Here is a 16,010-nt window from a genome sequence, read left to right on the forward strand (position 1 = left end):
GAAAGGTTATGGAAATAATATTTGCTTGGAATAAAGACTATGAAACAAATATTGATAATGTTGATAAGCAGCATTATTATTTAGTGCAATTAATCAATGAACTAGCTTTAAAATTAAGCGAAAAGAATTTAAATAAAAATGAGTTAGATGAAGCTTTTAATGGTATTTTAAACTATGCTAAAGAGCATTTTTCAGAAGAAGAAATGCTAATGCAAAATGTAAATATTTTTAGTGATTTTTTTCAAGAGCATAAATTAAGTCATAAAATGTTTATAGAACAAACTAAGCAATTATATGATGATGTTGGAGATGGCACTAATAAAGAAGCTGTTAAGAGTTTGTTAGAGTTTTTGATTTCTTGGCTTGCTTTTCATATTTTAGGGATTGACCAAAATATGGCAAAACAAATAGAATTAATTAATCAAGGTCTTGAAGCTAAAGAAGCTTATGAGATAGTAGTTCAAAATGAAAATAAGCAAACAGCACCTTTAGTAAAAGCTCTTAGTAATCTTTTAAATGTTGTAGTTAAGAAAAATAGTGAATTATTAGAACTTAAAAGAAATCTTGAATTAAAAGTGAAAGAGAAAACAAGAGAATTAGCAGCAACAAATCAAACTTTAAGAAGTATAGCTTTAACAGATGTATTAACAAATTTGCCAAATAGAAGACATTTATTTGAAGTTTTAGAAGTTATTTTAAATGAAGCTAAAGAAAATTCATTAATTACAAGTGGTTTAATGATTGATTTAGATAATTTTAAAGAAGTAAATGACACTTATGGACACGAAATGGGCGATAAGGTATTAAGAGAGTTTTCGCAAACAATCAAAGAAACTATTAGAACTGATGATGTTTTAGCAAGACTTGGTGGAGATGAGTTTTTTGTTTTACTACCAAATACAGATATTGATGGTGCTATGTTACTAGCAAAAACACTTTTAAATGTTACTAGAAGTTTAAATATTCAAGTAGGAAATAAGCTAGATGATAGATGGAAAAGTAGTATTAGTATAGGAGTGGCTACAATTTTACCTACTACTATTACAAATTCTAATGATTTTATGAAAAAAACCGATTTAGCAGTGTATGCTGCTAAAAATGCTGGCAAAAATTGCATAAAAGTATATAATGAAGAAATTTTAACTAAATGAATGTAATATTTTAAGATTTAAATAAAGGAAAAAATGTGGATTTAACAACGGTCTTAGGAATGGTTTTAGCTCTTACATCTATTTGCGTAGGGGATATTTTAGAAGGTGGTAACCCATTACACCTTATTCATATTTCATCGGTTTTAATCGTTTTACCAACAGCATTTTTCTCTACTATGGTTGGAACGAATAAATATTTTATAAAAGGAGCTTTTAAAGAGCTTAAAATAGTTTTTAAAGGTAGTGGGGTTAATTTTCAAGCAAGAACCGATCAGTTAATAGAATTTGCTTCTATTGCTAGAAAAGATGGGCTTTTAGCACTTGAACCAAAAGTAGCTGAAATAGATAATCACTACTTAAAATCAGCAATGATGATGATGGTTGATGGTAAAGATGTTGAAGAAATAAAAGAAAGTATGGAGCTTGATATTTCTCATTCAGAAACTTATTATGATGAGTGTAGGGAATTCTTTTGTCGTGTAGGTGAGTCTTGTCCTACATTTGGACTTGTTGGAGCGGTGTGCGGTCTTATGCTAGCACTTCAATTACTTGATAATCCGCAAGCAATGGCGATGGGTATTGCGGGTGCATTTACGGCTACGGTTACAGGGATTTATTGTTGTTATGGAGTGTTTGTGCCTTGGGGAAACAAAATCAAAGGTAACGGACATGATTTAATAGTAGAAAAAGAGCTTATGATGGCTGGGGTAGTTGGTATAGCAGAAGGTGCAAATCCAAGAGATTTAGAGCAAAAGCTATTTTTATATTTCCCACATGGTTTAGTGCCTAAATCACAATTTGGTGAATAATAATGTCTAAGAAAAAAAAGTGCCCACCAATACCAGCATGCGAGAAATGGGCTGTTCCTTTAGCAGACTTTTTCTCATTATTACTAGCGTTATTTATCGCACTTTATGCTATTGCTTCGGTAAATACTGATAAAGCAAAGGCTTTAACTAAAGAATTTGTAAAGATTTTTGATTTTCCAAGCACGCAGGTGGTAGAAAAAGAGAGTAAAACAGATGGCAAACATAGCCCATCAAATAACGAAGAATCTCGTGCTTTACAAGCTCAAAATATAAATCAGCAAGAAAGTATAGAAAAACTAAAAGCTATCTTAGATCAAAGAGAAAACCAATTCTATATGGAACTTCCTTCAATATTGTTATTTAATAAAGATGAAACTAGAGTTGCAAATAGTGATGATATTTTATATCTTAAAAGAATTAAAATGATTATGCAAGGCTTAGGAGATGGGGTTCAGCTTGAAATTCGTGGATTTAGCGATAATGATGATAGTTATTTAACAAGTTTTGATTTAGCAACTGCAAGAGCTAGAGAAGTCCTTGAGATACTTATTAAAAGCGGGGTTGATTCATCAAAACTTAGTATCAAAAGCTATGGAGCAAACAATCCTAGATTTGATAATAATAGTTTAGAATCTGCAAAAAATAATAGAGTTGAATTATATTTTAAAACTGATATAAACGATATAAAATCTCAAAAAACAATACTTGATGCAGTAGAAAAAGTTAAATAATTTTATATATATTTAAAGTTTTAAGGAATTTCAAATTCTTTTAAAGCTTTAAATATTACATTTTTACTACTTTTATCTTTTATAAATTAATAATAAAAACCTTATACTTATTTTACATATAATTAATTGTGTAATTTTGTAACAATTTTAGTTAAGTTTTTATATTTTTACTTTTTTTCACATTTTTTCACACTACATTTTCAAAAAGGAGAAAAAATGAGACCAGAAGAGTTAAGAGCTTTAATTTCAAAAAACATATTTTAAAATTAAAGCTTAAAACTATAATGCTAAAAATGATTTAATAATTTTACTTTGTAATTAAAATTAAAGCTATTTTTTAAAGCATTACTTACATAATCTTTTGCATTTTTACAAGCTGTTTTAATATCTTCGTTTAAAGCTAAATTACAAGCAATTGCAGAGCTTAGAGTACAACCCGTGCCGTGAGTTACAATATTTTTTATTTTTTCGCCTTTAAAAATAGTAATTTCACCATTTTCGCTTAAAAAATCACTTGCTTTTAAATGTCCACCTTTTAACAAAACCTTACAATTTAGAGTTTTTTCTAGACTTTTTGCTGCATTTATTGCATCTTTTTCATTTGTGATTTTTTCGCCCAACAAAACTTCAGCTTCATATAAATTTGGAGTAATCAAATAAACATTTTTTGCAAAATCTTTTATAGCATTAATCGCTTTTTCATCAAGTAATCTTGCACCACTTGTAGCCACCATTACTGGATCTAATACGATTTTACTATATCCATTTAGAGTATTTTTAACACAATTTATAATTTCTTCATCATAAAGCATTCCGATTTTTATGTAATCTATTTCGCATTCATCAAAACAAGCTTTTATTTGAGCTTTTATAAAATCTGCATCAACTTTTAAAACGCCAAAAACTCCGCTAGTATTTTGAGCAGTTAAGGCTGTAATTACACTCATTGCATACATTTTATGAGCTTGAATTGTCTTTATATCAGCTTGCAACCCAGCCCCACCAGATGGGTCACTTCCAGCTATGCTTAATATCTTTTTCATTTAATTCTCCTATGTTTTTAATATTTATTTTTGCATTTTCGCAATTGATTCCAATGCTAAAAATGTCGTTTTTATTAGCTAAATCAATTATTTTAGAGCTATCATCAATTAAAATAAATTTATTAGTATTTAGCTTATTCATACAAGTTTTTAAAGCTATTTGAGTAGTTTTTAAATATTTTCTTTCATCTTGAATGAAAACAAATTCATCTAAAATATCAAATCTTTTTAAAACAAGTTTTGCAAATGGACTAGCTGTATAAATACATTTTTTATAAGCTCTAAATTTGGCTAAAAACTCATTTACACCTATACATAAATTAGCTTCTTTGCTATAAAAATCAATGCAAGTTTTAATGATTTTTTTACTTAATTTAGTTTTGTTTAATTCATCAATTTTTTTAAGCCCATCATAAAAACTTAAATCATCTAAATTATATCCATTAGCTAATTCTTGCCAAAAGCCAACGCTATCAATGATTACGCCATCAAGGTCAATTATAAAAGAGAAATCTTTTTCCATAATTTTTCGCAATTTGCTTTATAATTTTGATTTTCATAAATCGCACTTATACAAGCTATATTTTTTATTTTAAATTCTTTTAAATTGTCTATATTTTGATAATTTAATCCTCCTATTGCCACTTTAGGAATATTTATTTCTTGCACTATTTTTATTAGGTCATTTTTGCTTAGCATTTTTGCATCTTTTTTAGTATTGCTCTCATAAATTGCTCCAATGCCTAGATAATTTGCTCCTAATTGTAAGCCTTTTAACGCTTCTTCATAATTACTTGCACTTATTCCTAAAAACATATTTTTTGGTATTTTTAGATTTTTGTTTATATCACTTTGTCCTAGATGAATACCATCAGCATTTAGCTTAATTGCAAGGTCTAAATCATCGTTTATTATTAAAGCTACTTTTTTTATTTCACAAAGATTTTTTAATTTTAAAAGTGTATTAAGGCTATAATTGTTCGCTTTATTTCTTACTTGAAAGCAAGTTACATAATCAAATAAAATCTCACAAATATCTAATAATTCATCTTCTTTAGTGTATATATCATCACTAATTGCATAAAATCTTAAAATTTCATCTAAGTTTTTCAATTTTTATCCTTTCTTTTATGGTAGTTCCATCAATTTTGCTTAACTCATCAATTAAGTGCATTTTAAACGACATAGTGCCATTTGCTTTAGTTTCGGCTATTTCAGCACTTATGTTAAATGCACTTATACCTGTGATTACAGAATTTAATTTATCATCATTTGCCCCTACAAAAACGGCTAAGATATTGCCTAGCATACAACCTGCACCTGTGATTTTTGTTTGCATTGCCGAACCATTGCTTAGCATAAAAACATTTGTTTTATTGATGATAAAATCATTTTTACCTGTGATTACCAAAATAGTTTTATGTTTTTTAGCAAAATCAATGTATTTTTCTAAATCATTTTGATTTATTTCATCACTACTATCGCAGCCACTTGTATTTAATGTCTTATTTACTAGATAATTTATCTCGCTTGCATTGCCTTTAATTACACAAAACTTTATATTTTGCATTAAATATTTACATAAATTATTTCTTGCATTACTAACTCCTGCTGCAACGGGGTCAAAAACAATAGGAATATTTAATTCATTTGCCTTTAAGGCTGCGTTTTTATGGGCTTTTATTAGATTTTCGTTTAACTGCCCGATATTTAGCAAAACCGCATTACTAATTGTAACAATTTCGCCAACTTCTTCATAAAAATCTCCCATAATAGGTGAGCCACCAACAGCTAAAATAGCGTTAGCTGAGTCATTTATCGTTACATAATTTGTAATACTTTCTACTAAAGTTTTATGATTTCTTGTTTTTTGAATAATGTTTTGATACATATTCTCCTCCTAAGGTTAAAATTAAAATAATTAAAAAAGTTAAAATTGATGCTAAAAAATCAAAATAAATTAGTATTTGATAAATTAAAAATCCAATAAACCAAATTAAAAAATTTAATTTAGCTGAATTTTTTAGTTTAAAACAATATACACATACCATAACCGATGCCATAGGTAAAAATACTGAACTTAATGTATATAAAAAATTTTCATATAAAGAAAAAGGTATAAAAATAGCTATTAATAAAGCAATAAAGATTATTAATAAAATTGTAATTTTATTACCAAATTTATTATTTATGTTTTTAATACTTTCATTAGCTGAAAAAATGTCTAAATATGTTGTTGTTATTGTTGAAAAAATAATCAAAAATATTATTAACATTGATAATTTTAAAGTGATTAAAAAACTAGAAAGGTCGCTATAGTATTTCATAGTTAAATATCCAATTATATATATAAGCGAACTTCCTAGAAAATACGCAACTGAAGCTACTAAACTATCTTTTATTGGATTTTTAAAATATTTTGTATAATCACCAACTAATGCAAGCCAAGAAATTGGCATAGCAATACTTAGTTCAATAGCATTTATTAAGTTTATTTTATTAACTTCTATTTGGTTTAAATTAAGATTGATTAAGTTATAAAAAATATAAATTACTATCAAAAAAAGTATGCAAACTATAAAATTATTTATTAACATTAATAAATTTTGTTTTAATAATAGCCATATTATTAAAAGTGATGATAACAAAATTGCTACTAAGTTAAAATTTGTATTTGGATATAGTCCATTTAGTAGTATTGCTGCACTCATAATCATAACTGCACTCCAGCAAATTAAAGCTAGAAAATTGCAAAATGAAAAGAATATTTTGCCATTTTGTGAGTAAAAATATTTAAGACTACCCATAGCATTGCATTTTAGTTTAGTGCTAATATACATCATAGCAAAAAATAAAATTCCACCTAAAAAATGTCCAAAAAATATAGCAAATAAAGAATCACTTAAAATAAGACCTGAAAATAAACTACCGGCTTCAATTTCAGCTAGCGAAATACTAGCTCCAAGCCACAAGAAAAAATTACTCATACAACTCTCCATAAAATCAATTTATGGGAATGCTAAGAAAGGATTAGAAAATTTTGCATCTCCCTACGCTGGCATTACCCAAACAGGTTCAAAGGGTCAAGACTATTACGCCTACTCTCAGCTTTCGCTCCCCTAAAATTATTATTCTAATTAAAATTAGTTATGAAATAGATATATAAAATATTACAATAATTATTTGTTATATTGCAATAATTTCTTAATTTTTAATATAAATAATCAATATATTTAATACTTATTTTATATATAATTAATTGTGTAATTTTGTAACAATTTTAGTTAAGTTTTTTATATTTTTACTTTTCTTCACATTTTTTCACACTACAATTTCAAAAAGGAGAAAAAATGAGACCAGAAGAGTTAAGAGCTTTAATTTCTAAAAATGAATTTAGCAAACCTACAGCAGGGGTTTGTAAAGGTTATGTTCAAGCTAATCTTGCGATTTTGCCTAAAAGTGATGCTTATGATTTTTTATTATTTTGTCAAAGAAACCCTAAACCTTGTCCTTTAATTGAAGTCTTAGACGCGGGAGAATATCTTACAAAAACAAGTGCAAATAATGCAGATATTAGAACGAGTATTCCTAAATATAGAATATATAAAAAAGGCGAATTAGTAGAAGATACAAGCGATATTATTAATCATTTTAAAGATGATTATGTGAGTTTTTTAATAGGTTGTTCGTTTTCATTTGAAGCAGCTTTATTAAATCACAATATACCTTTAAGACATATTGATGAAGATCATAATGTGCCTATGTATATTACAAATATTGATTGTGCAAGTGCTGGTAAGTTTTATGGAAAAATGGTTGTTTCAATGCGACCAATTAAACATAAAGATTTAATCAAAGCTACAACCGCAACAGCTCTTTATCCTAGCGTGCATGGAGCACCTGTTCATATAGGAAATCCTAGTGTAATAGGTATTAAAGATATTAATAATCCTGATTTTGGAGACGCATCTACTATTTATCCTGATGAAGAATGTGTATTTTGGGCTTGTGGGGTAACTCCGCAAAGCATAGCACTTACTAGTAAGCCTGATATTATGATAACTCATTCTCCTGGATATATGTTTGTAACGGATAGAAAAGATAGCGAATATAGTGTGTTTTAGTATTAAAAAAAATAAATTTAAAGGATGATTATGTATAACAAATTTAAAATTACAAGCGAAACTTCATTGCTTTTATATCTTGAGCCTCCAATAAGCATAGAAAAACAACGCCTATGCTATGCACTTAATTTAGTAATTAAAGATATGCCTTATATAAAAGAAGTAGTGGTTGGAATGAATACTCTTTATGTCTTAACAAGTGATTTAAATTATAAAGATTTATTAGATTTACAAAGTAAATTAAATGAGTTAATTACTAGCACTAAACCACTAGAGCTATCAGGAAGATTGATTGAAATTCCTGTTGATTATGGTGGGGATTTAGGACTTGATTTAAAGGTAATTGCAAAGGCTAAAGGTATGAGTATGAGTGAGTTTGCTAAATTACACGCCGAGCCTATTTATGATGTTTATTTTATAGGTTTTCAACCAGGATTTGCATATTTGGGTGGATTAAATGAGCTTTTGCACACTCCAAGGCTTAGCACCCCAAGACTTAAAATTCCAGCAGGTTCGGTTGGTATAGGCGGAGCTCAAACAGGAATATATCCTTATCAAAGTCCAGGTGGATGGAATATCATAGGAAATACAAAGGCAAAATTATTTGATGTAAATAGCGAAAATCCGAGCCTTTTAAAAGCAGGTGATAGATTAAAATTTGTAATCAATAGCATTAAGGAGAGATTATGAAAATTACAAAAATATCATCAATTGCAACTATTCAAGATTTAGGTAGGTTTTCGTATAAAAGTTATGGGGTAAATGAGAGTGGGGCTTTAGATAAATGGAGCTTTATGTTAGGTAATGCTTTATTAGGAAATGACTTAAATGCACCTGCAATTGAAGTGATTTTAGGTGGGATAGAAATATATTGTAATAAGGCAATGACTTTTTGTATCACAGGGGCAAATTATGAAGCATTCATAGATGAAAAGCCAATTCATAATAATTATAGAATTAGAATTGAAGCAGGAAAAACTCTTAGATTAATAAGAGCTATGTCAGGAATGTGTGCTTATATTTGTGCTTATGGTGGTTTTAGTGCTGATTTTGTTCTTAATTCAGCTTCTACAAATCTTAGTGCATCTTTTGGTGGATTTAATGGTAGAGCGTTAAAAGTAGGCGATGAATTAAGCATAGGTTCAAGAATGAATTTATCTCAAATAGCAGTATCTAGGATAAAACCAAGAGATAAAATAAGAATAATTAAAGGTGCTGAATGGGAGCTTTTTAGTGATGAAGCAAAGCATAATTTATTAAATCAAGAATTTAATATATCAAGCTCAAGCAATAGAATGGGATATAGGCTAAATAGTGATTTTAAACTTAATTTAATCAATGAATTAAGCTTGCCATCTCACGGAGTTAGTGCAGGAACTATTCAAGTGCCAAGTAGTGGAGAGCCTATAGTTTTATTAAAAGACGCACAAACAACAGGCGGTTATCCAAAAATTGCTCAAGTAATTGAAGCTGATTTAGGACTTTTTGCTCAAAGTAGAATTAATTCTAAGATTAGTTTTGAATTAGTAAGCATTGAAGAAGCTCTAATGGCAAAAAAAGAAAGAATTTCACATATAAATCAAATAAAGGAGTATGCAAGTGAGAATTGATTTTAATTCAGATTTAGCTGAAGGTATGCAAAATGATGATGAGATATTAGCTTTAATAAGCTCTGTTAATGTATGCTGTGGGCTTCACGCTGGTGGATATAAAGAAATATATAATACCTTAATTAAAGCTAAAGAATATAAGCTAAGAATAGGAGCTCACCCAAGCTTTAATGATAGGGCAAATTTTGGAAGAACTAATGAGAATTTGAATAAGGAATTATTACAAGCATTACTTGCTTATCAATTTGGTGCGATTAAGCAAATGTGCGAATTAGTAGGGGTAAAATTAAGCTATGTTAAACCACACGGAGCTTTATATAATATGGCTTGTGTTGATTTAGACTTAGCAAAAAATATTGCAATAGAAGTTGCAAAATTAGGCAAAGATATAGCATTAATGGGGCTTAGCAATTCTTGTTTAATTAGTGCAGCAAATGATGTAGGTATTAATAGTATTAGTGAAGTTTTTGCTGATAGAAGATATACAGATGATGGTTTATTAGTATCAAGAACTAAAGAAAATGCTTTAATTGAAAATGAAGATGAAGCAATAAATCAAGTATTAAATATGATAAAACATTCATATGTAATCAGTGAAAATGGTAAAAAAATTAATATAAAAGCTGATAGTTTATGCGTTCATGGAGATAGCAAAAAAGCACTTTTATTTGCACAAAAAATCAAAAAAACTTTAGAAGAAAACAATATAAGCATAAGGAGTAATTAATGAAAAATAATAAAGCTATATTAGGTGCTGCATTTTTAATGGCTACTTCAGCAGTTGGACCTGGATTTTTAACTCAAACTGCTAGCTTTACGCAAAGCTTAGGGGCTAGTTTTGCTTTTATTATTTTAATGTCGGTTTTAATGGATATTGGGGTTCAATTTAATGTATGGAGAATTATTGCAGTTAGTAAATTAAAAGCTCAAGATATTGCTAATAAGGTCTTTCCAGGTGTAGGATATTTATTATCATTTTTGATAATTTTAGGTGGACTTGCATTTAATATAGGTAATATTGCAGGTGCTGGACTTGGATTTGAGACTATTTTTGGGATAAATCCTATTTTAGGAGCTTGTATTAGTGCAGTAATTGCTATAGGTATTTTCATTAATAAAGATGCAGGTGCACATATGGATAGATTTGCTAAGATTTTAGGTGCTATATTAATACTTATAATAATTTATATTGTGTTTAAATCAAATCCACCTTTAAAAGAAGTGGCTATTGAGACATTTGCTCCATCAAAATTTGATGCTTTAAGCTTAGTTACTTTAATAGGCGGAACGGTTGGCGGATATATTACTTTTTCAGGTGCTCATCGCTTACTTGATGCGGGGATTTGTGGTGTTGAAAATCTAAAAGAAGTTAGTAAAAGTTCGGTTTCAGGAATAATTATAGCTAGTATTATTAGGGTATTTTTATTTTTAGCAGTTTTAGGGGTTATTTCTTTAGGCGTTAGTTTAAATCCTAACAATCCAGCTCTTACTCCTTTTGAATATATTTTGGGTAATTTTGGTAGTGTTGTTTTTGGTATTGTAATTTGGGCTGCTTCTATTACTTCAGTGGTTGGTTGTGCTTATACATCAGTTAGTTTTATATCAAGCTTTAGTCCTTGGCTGAAAAAGAATGAAAACAATATAATAATAGCTTTTATTATATTTTCTACTTTAGTATTTTCAACTATAGGAAAACCAACTGCAGTATTAATTTTAGTAGGGACTTTAAATGGTTTTATATTGCCTATTGCTTTATGTGTGATATTAATTGCAGCTTATAAGAAAAACATAGTAGGAGATTATAAACACTCTAAATTACTAGCTTTAATAGGTTGGTTAATTACCATTGCTATGGCGTATTTGTGCTATGTAACTTTAATGAAATATATAAACTCTTAAAATAATTAGAATTTGAAATTAATATTTCAAATTCTAAAACCCCCTTTAGCTTATTGTCTATAACCAAAAGTTATTACATAAGCTTCGTTTCTTGGTATAAAAAGTTCATCTTTTGGCTCATATACTCCTTTTGCCATATCCCAAGGAAAATATACATCAAGATTGCAATCTAAGCCATTATATTGTGTAAGTTGCAAAGTCCCTGCGAAAATTTGCTTGTGTTCTCCTTGCCATAAAGCATTTGTTGAATACAATTCATCATTTTCATTTGGTAATGTAAAAAATAATTCATATTCAATAGGAGCATTTTTTATTTTTTCTTGAAAATCTTTTGCTAAATAATCATTGCTTGTTGTTTTTATTTCTTCTTCGCTTAAAAATTTAACTCCATCTTTTGGTTTAAAAGTCCATCTAGCTGGAAATTTGTTATTGTTTTTATCATCAAAGAAAAAAGTATGAACGCTGTAAAATTGAGTATTAGCAACACTTTTTGAAAACCCTATATTTTTAGTATATTCTGCAAAATTTTTAAAAGATTGAACTTCGCTAAAAGCTTGTTTTATTTTTTCTTTATTTACATTACCATTTTCATCAGGTAATTGCATTTCGTGAAAATATCCAAATTCTTTTAGAGTTTTTGCAAAATTAATTGGATTGCTTAGCATTACCATAGTCCAATTATCATTATCTCCTTCTAGCTTAATAGCTAAACCCCTTGCTTTACTTTTATCATTTAATTCACCACCACCTAAAGAAACTCTTCCATTTACAGGTATGCTTTTTTGTTTAAATAGCTCAATGTTAAAATATTCATTAATATTACTATCTGGCTTAAAAACTCCACCTACGCAAAAACCCTTATGATGATTTGGTTTTTTGCTTTTATCTCCCATAACATTCAACTTTACAATAATATCTGCTAGTTTTTGAGCATCATATTCTTTTGCAGCAATTTCTTCATTTATATTGTTAGCATACAAACTAATTGAAAGAGTTGTTGCGACACTAATTTTTATAAGATTTTTCATTTTTATCTCCTTAATACAAATATAAAAAATCTTATAAAATAAATATTAATAATTAATAATTATTTTTAAGTAATAATTAATTATGTATATCAAATATATCTAATAAAGTAGAAGTTACTTCTTCTATGCTTTTATTCGTGATATTTAAAAATGGGATATTGTTTATCTTCATTAAAAATTCCGCATTTTTTACTTCATTTTTACAATTAATTATACTTGCGTATTCAGAATTAGGCAGCCTTTCGTTGCGTATTTCACTTAGGCGATATGGGTCTATGCTAAGACCAAAAAGCTTGTTTTTATAAGGTTTTAAAGCATTAGGCAAAGCACAAGCCTTAAAATCATCAGGAGTTAGTGGATAATTAGCTACCTTAATTCCATATTGCATAGCAAGATAAAGGCTAGTTGGTGTTTTTGCTGATCTTGAAACCCCTATTAAAATTATTTGAGCATTATCAAGTGCGTAGATGAATTGTCCATCATCGTGCTCTAAAGTAAAATTAATAGCTTCTATTCTATTTTGATAATTTTTATTATGAGTGTTTGAGTGAGATAGACCTTGTTTTATGCTAGGTTTTACATTTAATTTATTTGAAATTAAGCTAACAAAAGGCTCTAATAAATCTATAAAAACACAATTAGAATTCTTAATATGATTAGCAATATTTACATTAATTAAAGTACTAAATGCTAGCGGAATATCAGTTTTTGCTAATTCATTAATTTTATTTGCAACCTTAATCGCCTTTTCTTCGGTATTTATAAAAGGCTCTCTAATTTGTGTGAAAATATATTCATCTTCAAATTGAGCTAATACCGAGTGAGCAAATGTTTCAGCGGTTATTCCTGTTCCATCACTTATAAAAAACACAATTTTTTTATTTAATTGTTTCATTTAAGTTATCCTTGCTTGTTAAAATAAAATAATTCTATCAAAAAGGAGTGTGAAAATGGAATATGTTTTAGCTTTTTCAAAACTTAGAATGAGCGATGTAGAAATAGTTGGTGGTAAAAATGCTAGTTTAGGCGAGATGATTTCAAATCTTGCTAGTAGTGGGGTTAGAGTTCCTAATGGTTTTGCAACTACAGCACAAGCTTTTAGAGATTTTTTAAAATACAATAATTTAGATGAAATAATTACTAATGAGTTAAAGAATTTAAATCCTGATGATTTAGATGCACTTGCTAAGTGTGGTGCAAAAATTAGAAGCTTAATAACTAAAGCTAATTTTCAGCCTTTATTTTTAGAGCAAATTATTAAGTTTTATAAAGAATTAGATAGCGATGGATTAGGCACTTTTGCTGTTCGTTCATCAGCTACCGCAGAAGACTTGCCTGATGCTTCTTTTGCTGGTCAGCAAGAAACTTTTTTAAATGTTAGTGGAATTGATGATATATTGGATAAAATTCGTTTGGTTTTTGCATCGCTTTATAATGATAGGGCGATTTCTTATAGAGTGCATAAGGGTTTTTCACATTTTGAAGTATCGCTTAGTGCTGGTATTCAGCGTATGGTAAGAAGCGATAAAGGAAGTAGCGGGGTTATGTTTAGCCTTGATACTGAAAGTGGATTTAAAGATGTTGTATTTATCACTTCATCTTATGGATTAGGTGAATGTGTGGTTCAAGGCTCGGTGAATCCTGATGAGTTTTATGTATCAAAAACTTGCCTAAAAAACAATAATAAAGCAATAATCTCAAGAAAAATCGGCTCAAAGCTAATTAAAATGGAATTTAAAGAAGAAAGAAAAGCAGGAGAAAACGCCGTAAAAGTAGTAGATGTAGCTAAAAATATGCAAGATAAATTTAGCCTAAATGATGAGCAAATAAACGAACTTGCAAGATATGCTTTAATTATAGAAGAGCATTATAAAAGACCTATGGATATTGAATGGGGATTAGATGGATTAGATGGTAAGATTTATATACTTCAAGCAAGACCTGAAACCGTTCAATCTCAAAAGAAAAAAGATATAAGCTATAAATTAAAAGAAGAATCAAAAGTCCTAATAACAGGTAGAGCAATAGGACAAAAAATAAGCGTTGGGATAGTTAAGGTTATAAACGATATTAGCGAGATTTCTCGTGTAAATGCTGGAGATGTAATAGTTACTGATATGACAGATCCAAACTGGGAGCCTGTTATGAAAAAAGCCGCAGCAATAGTTACAAATAGGGGTGGTAGGACTTGTCATGCAGCAATTATTGCAAGAGAGCTAGGAATTGGTGCAGTTGTTGGCACTAGTAATGCTACAACTATATTAAAAGATGGAGATTTAGTAAGCGTTAGTTGTGTTCATGGAGATGAAGGTAGGGTTTATGAAGGGGCATTAAAATACGAAGTAATTGAAAATGAAGAATTTGAAATGCAAAATTGCGGTGTAAAAATAATGATGAATGTGGGAAATCCTGCATTAGCATTCAAATTCGCACAAATGCCAAATGATGGTGTAGGACTTGCTAGACTTGAGTTTATTATAAATAATCACATAGGCATTCATCCTAATGCTATTTTAGATTACGAAAATATAAATGATGATTTAAGAAATAAAATAAATGAAGCTAGTAAAGGCTATGCTAATGCAAGAGAATTTTTTGTATCAAAATTAGCCGAAGGTATAGCTACAATTGCGGCTGCTTTTTATCCTAAACCTGTGATTATTAGACTTAGTGATTTTAAGACTAATGAATATAGAAAATTATTAGGCGGAGAATTTTACGAAATGCACGAAGAAAACCCTATGCTAGGATTTAGAGGTGCAAGTAGATATTTAGCTCCTAATTTTGCGGAATGCTTTAAGCTTGAATGTGAAGCTTTAAAAATAGCAAGAGATGAAATGGGGTTAAATAATATTGAAATTATGGTGCCTTTTGTAAGGACTTTATCACAAGCAAATTCAGTTATAAATTTATTAGCGAAAAATGGCTTAAAGCGTGGTGTAAATGGCTTAAGAGTGATTATGATGTGCGAAGTGCCTAGTAATGCTATTTTATGCGATGAGTTTTTAGAATATTTTGATGGTTTTAGTATAGGCAGCAATGATTTAACCCAGCTTACTTTAGGACTTGATAGAGATAGTGGAATGGATATTTTAGTGGCTGATTTTGATGAAAGAGATGAAGCGGTTTTATTTATGTTAGAAAGAGCAATTACAGCTTGTAAAAAAGCAAATAAATATGTAGGAATTTGTGGTCAAGGTCCAAGTGATCATATAGATTTAGCTGTTTGGCTAAAGCAAAAAGGCATTAGCTCAATGTCACTTAATCCTGATAGCGTTATTAGCACTTCAAAACGCCTAGCTAGTATTTAAAAATAGTTAATTTACATTGCTAAAAACAAAAAAGCAATGTAAATTTATTTTTTTTCAAACTTTAAGAATAATTTAAGCTTAAAGAGATAGAATACGAGCTTTATTTCACAAATCAAAACTTAAACAGAGCATTTAAGCTAAATGTTCTTTCTAGGTTTTATTTAATTTAATTCTATGTTTATATATAGTTTCTAACCTAGTGTTATTTTATTTATCAATGTTAAGAGTCACAAGCAAGTAATATAAAACAATTTCATAAGCTTGTTAAAGGTAGTTATACTTAATCTCTTTCTTATTACATATA

15 protein-coding genes, 1 pseudogene and 1 riboswitch are annotated in these 16,010 nt (G+C 28.7%); of the genes and pseudogenes, 9 read left to right on the forward strand and 7 right to left on the reverse strand.

The features are described 5' to 3' along the window. Window positions 1-8 precede the first annotated feature (8 nt). The 3 genes from KJR01_RS07870 to motB are packed head-to-tail and all read left to right on the forward strand — an operon-like array spanning window position 9 to window position 2,691. Complete coding sequence (locus KJR01_RS07870; protein WP_214118318.1) at window positions 9-1,151, forward strand: GGDEF domain-containing protein; 1,143 nt, start codon at window positions 9-11, stop codon at window positions 1,149-1,151. Window positions 1,152-1,186: 35 nt separating this feature from the next. Beyond that, window positions 1,187-1,960: a flagellar motor stator protein MotA gene (gene motA / locus KJR01_RS07875; protein WP_214118320.1), complete on the forward strand. Its 774-nt coding sequence runs from the start codon at window positions 1,187-1,189 to the stop codon at window positions 1,958-1,960. Between the two features lie 2 nt (window positions 1,961-1,962). Next, on the forward strand, window positions 1,963-2,691 hold the full coding sequence (motB, locus tag KJR01_RS07880) for a flagellar motor protein MotB (RefSeq protein ID WP_214118322.1): 729 nt from the start codon (window positions 1,963-1,965) through the stop codon (window positions 2,689-2,691). A gap of 287 nt (window positions 2,692-2,978) precedes the next feature. Here motB and thiD read toward each other — a convergent pair whose 3' ends face one another. Genes thiD through KJR01_RS07905 form a run of 5 tightly spaced genes read right to left on the reverse strand, consistent with a single transcriptional unit; the run spans window position 2,979 to window position 6,721 of the window. Continuing rightward, entirely contained in the window at window positions 2,979-3,734 is a 756-nt protein-coding gene (gene thiD, locus KJR01_RS07885) for a bifunctional hydroxymethylpyrimidine kinase/phosphomethylpyrimidine kinase (protein ID WP_214118324.1), read from the reverse strand. Then, window positions 3,703-4,257 (reverse strand): beta-phosphoglucomutase, encoded by a 555-nt coding sequence (locus tag KJR01_RS07890; protein WP_214118326.1) that lies wholly within the window; start codon window positions 4,255-4,257, stop codon window positions 3,703-3,705. Before KJR01_RS07890 ends, thiD begins: the two co-directional genes overlap by 32 nt. Next, the gene (locus tag KJR01_RS07895) at window positions 4,233-4,847 is read right to left on the reverse strand and encodes a thiamine phosphate synthase (RefSeq protein WP_214118328.1); all 615 of its coding nucleotides are present in this window, start codon (window positions 4,845-4,847) and stop codon (window positions 4,233-4,235) included. The genes KJR01_RS07890 and KJR01_RS07895 overlap by 25 nt, the downstream gene beginning before the upstream one ends. Then, window positions 4,831-5,625 (reverse strand): hydroxyethylthiazole kinase, encoded by a 795-nt coding sequence (thiM, locus tag KJR01_RS07900; protein WP_214118330.1) that lies wholly within the window; start codon window positions 5,623-5,625, stop codon window positions 4,831-4,833. Before thiM ends, KJR01_RS07895 begins: the two co-directional genes overlap by 17 nt. Beyond that, window positions 5,588-6,721 (reverse strand): cytosine permease, encoded by a 1,134-nt coding sequence (locus KJR01_RS07905; RefSeq protein ID WP_214118332.1) that lies wholly within the window; start codon window positions 6,719-6,721, stop codon window positions 5,588-5,590. Before KJR01_RS07905 ends, thiM begins: the two co-directional genes overlap by 38 nt. Window positions 6,722-6,764: 43 nt before the next feature. Beyond that, a riboswitch (TPP riboswitch) is annotated at window positions 6,765-6,865 on the reverse strand. Window positions 6,866-7,081: 216 nt separating this feature from the next. Between KJR01_RS07905 and KJR01_RS07910 the strand changes: the two are divergent. The 5 genes and pseudogenes from KJR01_RS07910 to KJR01_RS07930 form a co-directional block, all read left to right on the forward strand. Further along, a pseudogene (locus KJR01_RS07910) lies at window positions 7,082-7,858 on the forward strand (putative hydro-lyase); the annotation flags it as partial. A 30-nt stretch (window positions 7,859-7,888) separates the two neighbouring features. After that, window positions 7,889-8,548 (forward strand): 5-oxoprolinase subunit PxpB, encoded by a 660-nt coding sequence (pxpB, locus tag KJR01_RS07915; RefSeq protein ID WP_214118337.1) that lies wholly within the window; start codon window positions 7,889-7,891, stop codon window positions 8,546-8,548. Then, on the forward strand, window positions 8,545-9,468 hold the full coding sequence (locus KJR01_RS07920) for a 5-oxoprolinase subunit C family protein (protein ID WP_214118339.1): 924 nt from the start codon (window positions 8,545-8,547) through the stop codon (window positions 9,466-9,468). The genes pxpB and KJR01_RS07920 overlap by 4 nt, the downstream gene beginning before the upstream one ends. Then, window positions 9,458-10,195: a 5-oxoprolinase subunit PxpA gene (locus KJR01_RS07925; protein ID WP_214118341.1), complete on the forward strand. Its 738-nt coding sequence runs from the start codon at window positions 9,458-9,460 to the stop codon at window positions 10,193-10,195. Before KJR01_RS07920 ends, KJR01_RS07925 begins: the two co-directional genes overlap by 11 nt. Next, window positions 10,195-11,367 carry an NRAMP family divalent metal transporter gene (locus KJR01_RS07930; RefSeq protein WP_214118343.1) on the forward strand — a complete coding sequence of 391 codons (1,173 nt, stop codon included), beginning with the start codon at window positions 10,195-10,197 and terminating at the stop codon, window positions 11,365-11,367. The genes KJR01_RS07925 and KJR01_RS07930 overlap by 1 nt, the downstream gene beginning before the upstream one ends. Before the next feature lie 50 nt (window positions 11,368-11,417). On the opposite strand, the gene KJR01_RS07935 is transcribed toward KJR01_RS07930, so the two are convergent. After that, window positions 11,418-12,395: a catalase gene (locus tag KJR01_RS07935; protein ID WP_214118345.1), complete on the reverse strand. Its 978-nt coding sequence runs from the start codon at window positions 12,393-12,395 to the stop codon at window positions 11,418-11,420. Window positions 12,396-12,471: 76 nt separating this feature from the next. Continuing rightward, a complete protein-coding gene (gene ppsR / locus KJR01_RS07940) occupies window positions 12,472-13,290 on the reverse strand; it encodes a posphoenolpyruvate synthetase regulatory kinase/phosphorylase PpsR (RefSeq protein ID WP_214118347.1) in 819 nt (272 codons plus the stop codon). A gap of 55 nt (window positions 13,291-13,345) precedes the next feature. On the opposite strand from ppsR, the gene ppsA reads away from it, so the two are divergent. Then, window positions 13,346-15,706: a phosphoenolpyruvate synthase gene (gene ppsA, locus KJR01_RS07945; protein WP_214118349.1), complete on the forward strand. Its 2,361-nt coding sequence runs from the start codon at window positions 13,346-13,348 to the stop codon at window positions 15,704-15,706. Window positions 15,707-16,010: the final 304 nt, after the last annotated feature.

The organism is Campylobacter sp. 2018MI10, assembly GCF_018501175.1.
In the GTDB taxonomy this organism is placed as follows: Bacteria; Campylobacterota; Campylobacteria; order Campylobacterales; family Campylobacteraceae; genus Campylobacter_E.

What these genes read in the sequence shown, in the direction of transcription:
- KJR01_RS07905 (WP_214118332.1), bottom strand. Translation starts at nt 6,721, where the DNA reads ATGAGTAATTTTTTCTTGTGGCTTGGAGCTAGTATTTCGCTAGCTGAA.
- KJR01_RS07930 (WP_214118343.1), top strand. Translation starts at nt 10,195, where the DNA reads ATGAAAAATAATAAAGCTATATTAGGTGCTGCATTTTTAATGGCTACT.
- KJR01_RS07920 (WP_214118339.1), top strand. Translation starts at nt 8,545, where the DNA reads ATGAAAATTACAAAAATATCATCAATTGCAACTATTCAAGATTTAGGT.
- thiM (WP_214118330.1), bottom strand. Translation starts at nt 5,625, where the DNA reads ATGTATCAAAACATTATTCAAAAAACAAGAAATCATAAAACTTTAGTA.
- KJR01_RS07935 (WP_214118345.1), bottom strand. Translation starts at nt 12,395, where the DNA reads ATGAAAAATCTTATAAAAATTAGTGTCGCAACAACTCTTTCAATTAGT.
- ppsR (WP_214118347.1), bottom strand. Translation starts at nt 13,290, where the DNA reads ATGAAACAATTAAATAAAAAAATTGTGTTTTTTATAAGTGATGGAACA.
- motB (WP_214118322.1), top strand. Translation starts at nt 1,963, where the DNA reads ATGTCTAAGAAAAAAAAGTGCCCACCAATACCAGCATGCGAGAAATGG.
- pxpB (WP_214118337.1), top strand. Translation starts at nt 7,889, where the DNA reads ATGTATAACAAATTTAAAATTACAAGCGAAACTTCATTGCTTTTATAT.
- KJR01_RS07870 (WP_214118318.1), top strand. Translation starts at nt 9, where the DNA reads ATGGAAATAATATTTGCTTGGAATAAAGACTATGAAACAAATATTGAT.
- thiD (WP_214118324.1), bottom strand. Translation starts at nt 3,734, where the DNA reads ATGAAAAAGATATTAAGCATAGCTGGAAGTGACCCATCTGGTGGGGCT.
- ppsA (WP_214118349.1), top strand. Translation starts at nt 13,346, where the DNA reads ATGGAATATGTTTTAGCTTTTTCAAAACTTAGAATGAGCGATGTAGAA.
- KJR01_RS07890 (WP_214118326.1), bottom strand. Translation starts at nt 4,257, where the DNA reads ATGGAAAAAGATTTCTCTTTTATAATTGACCTTGATGGCGTAATCATT.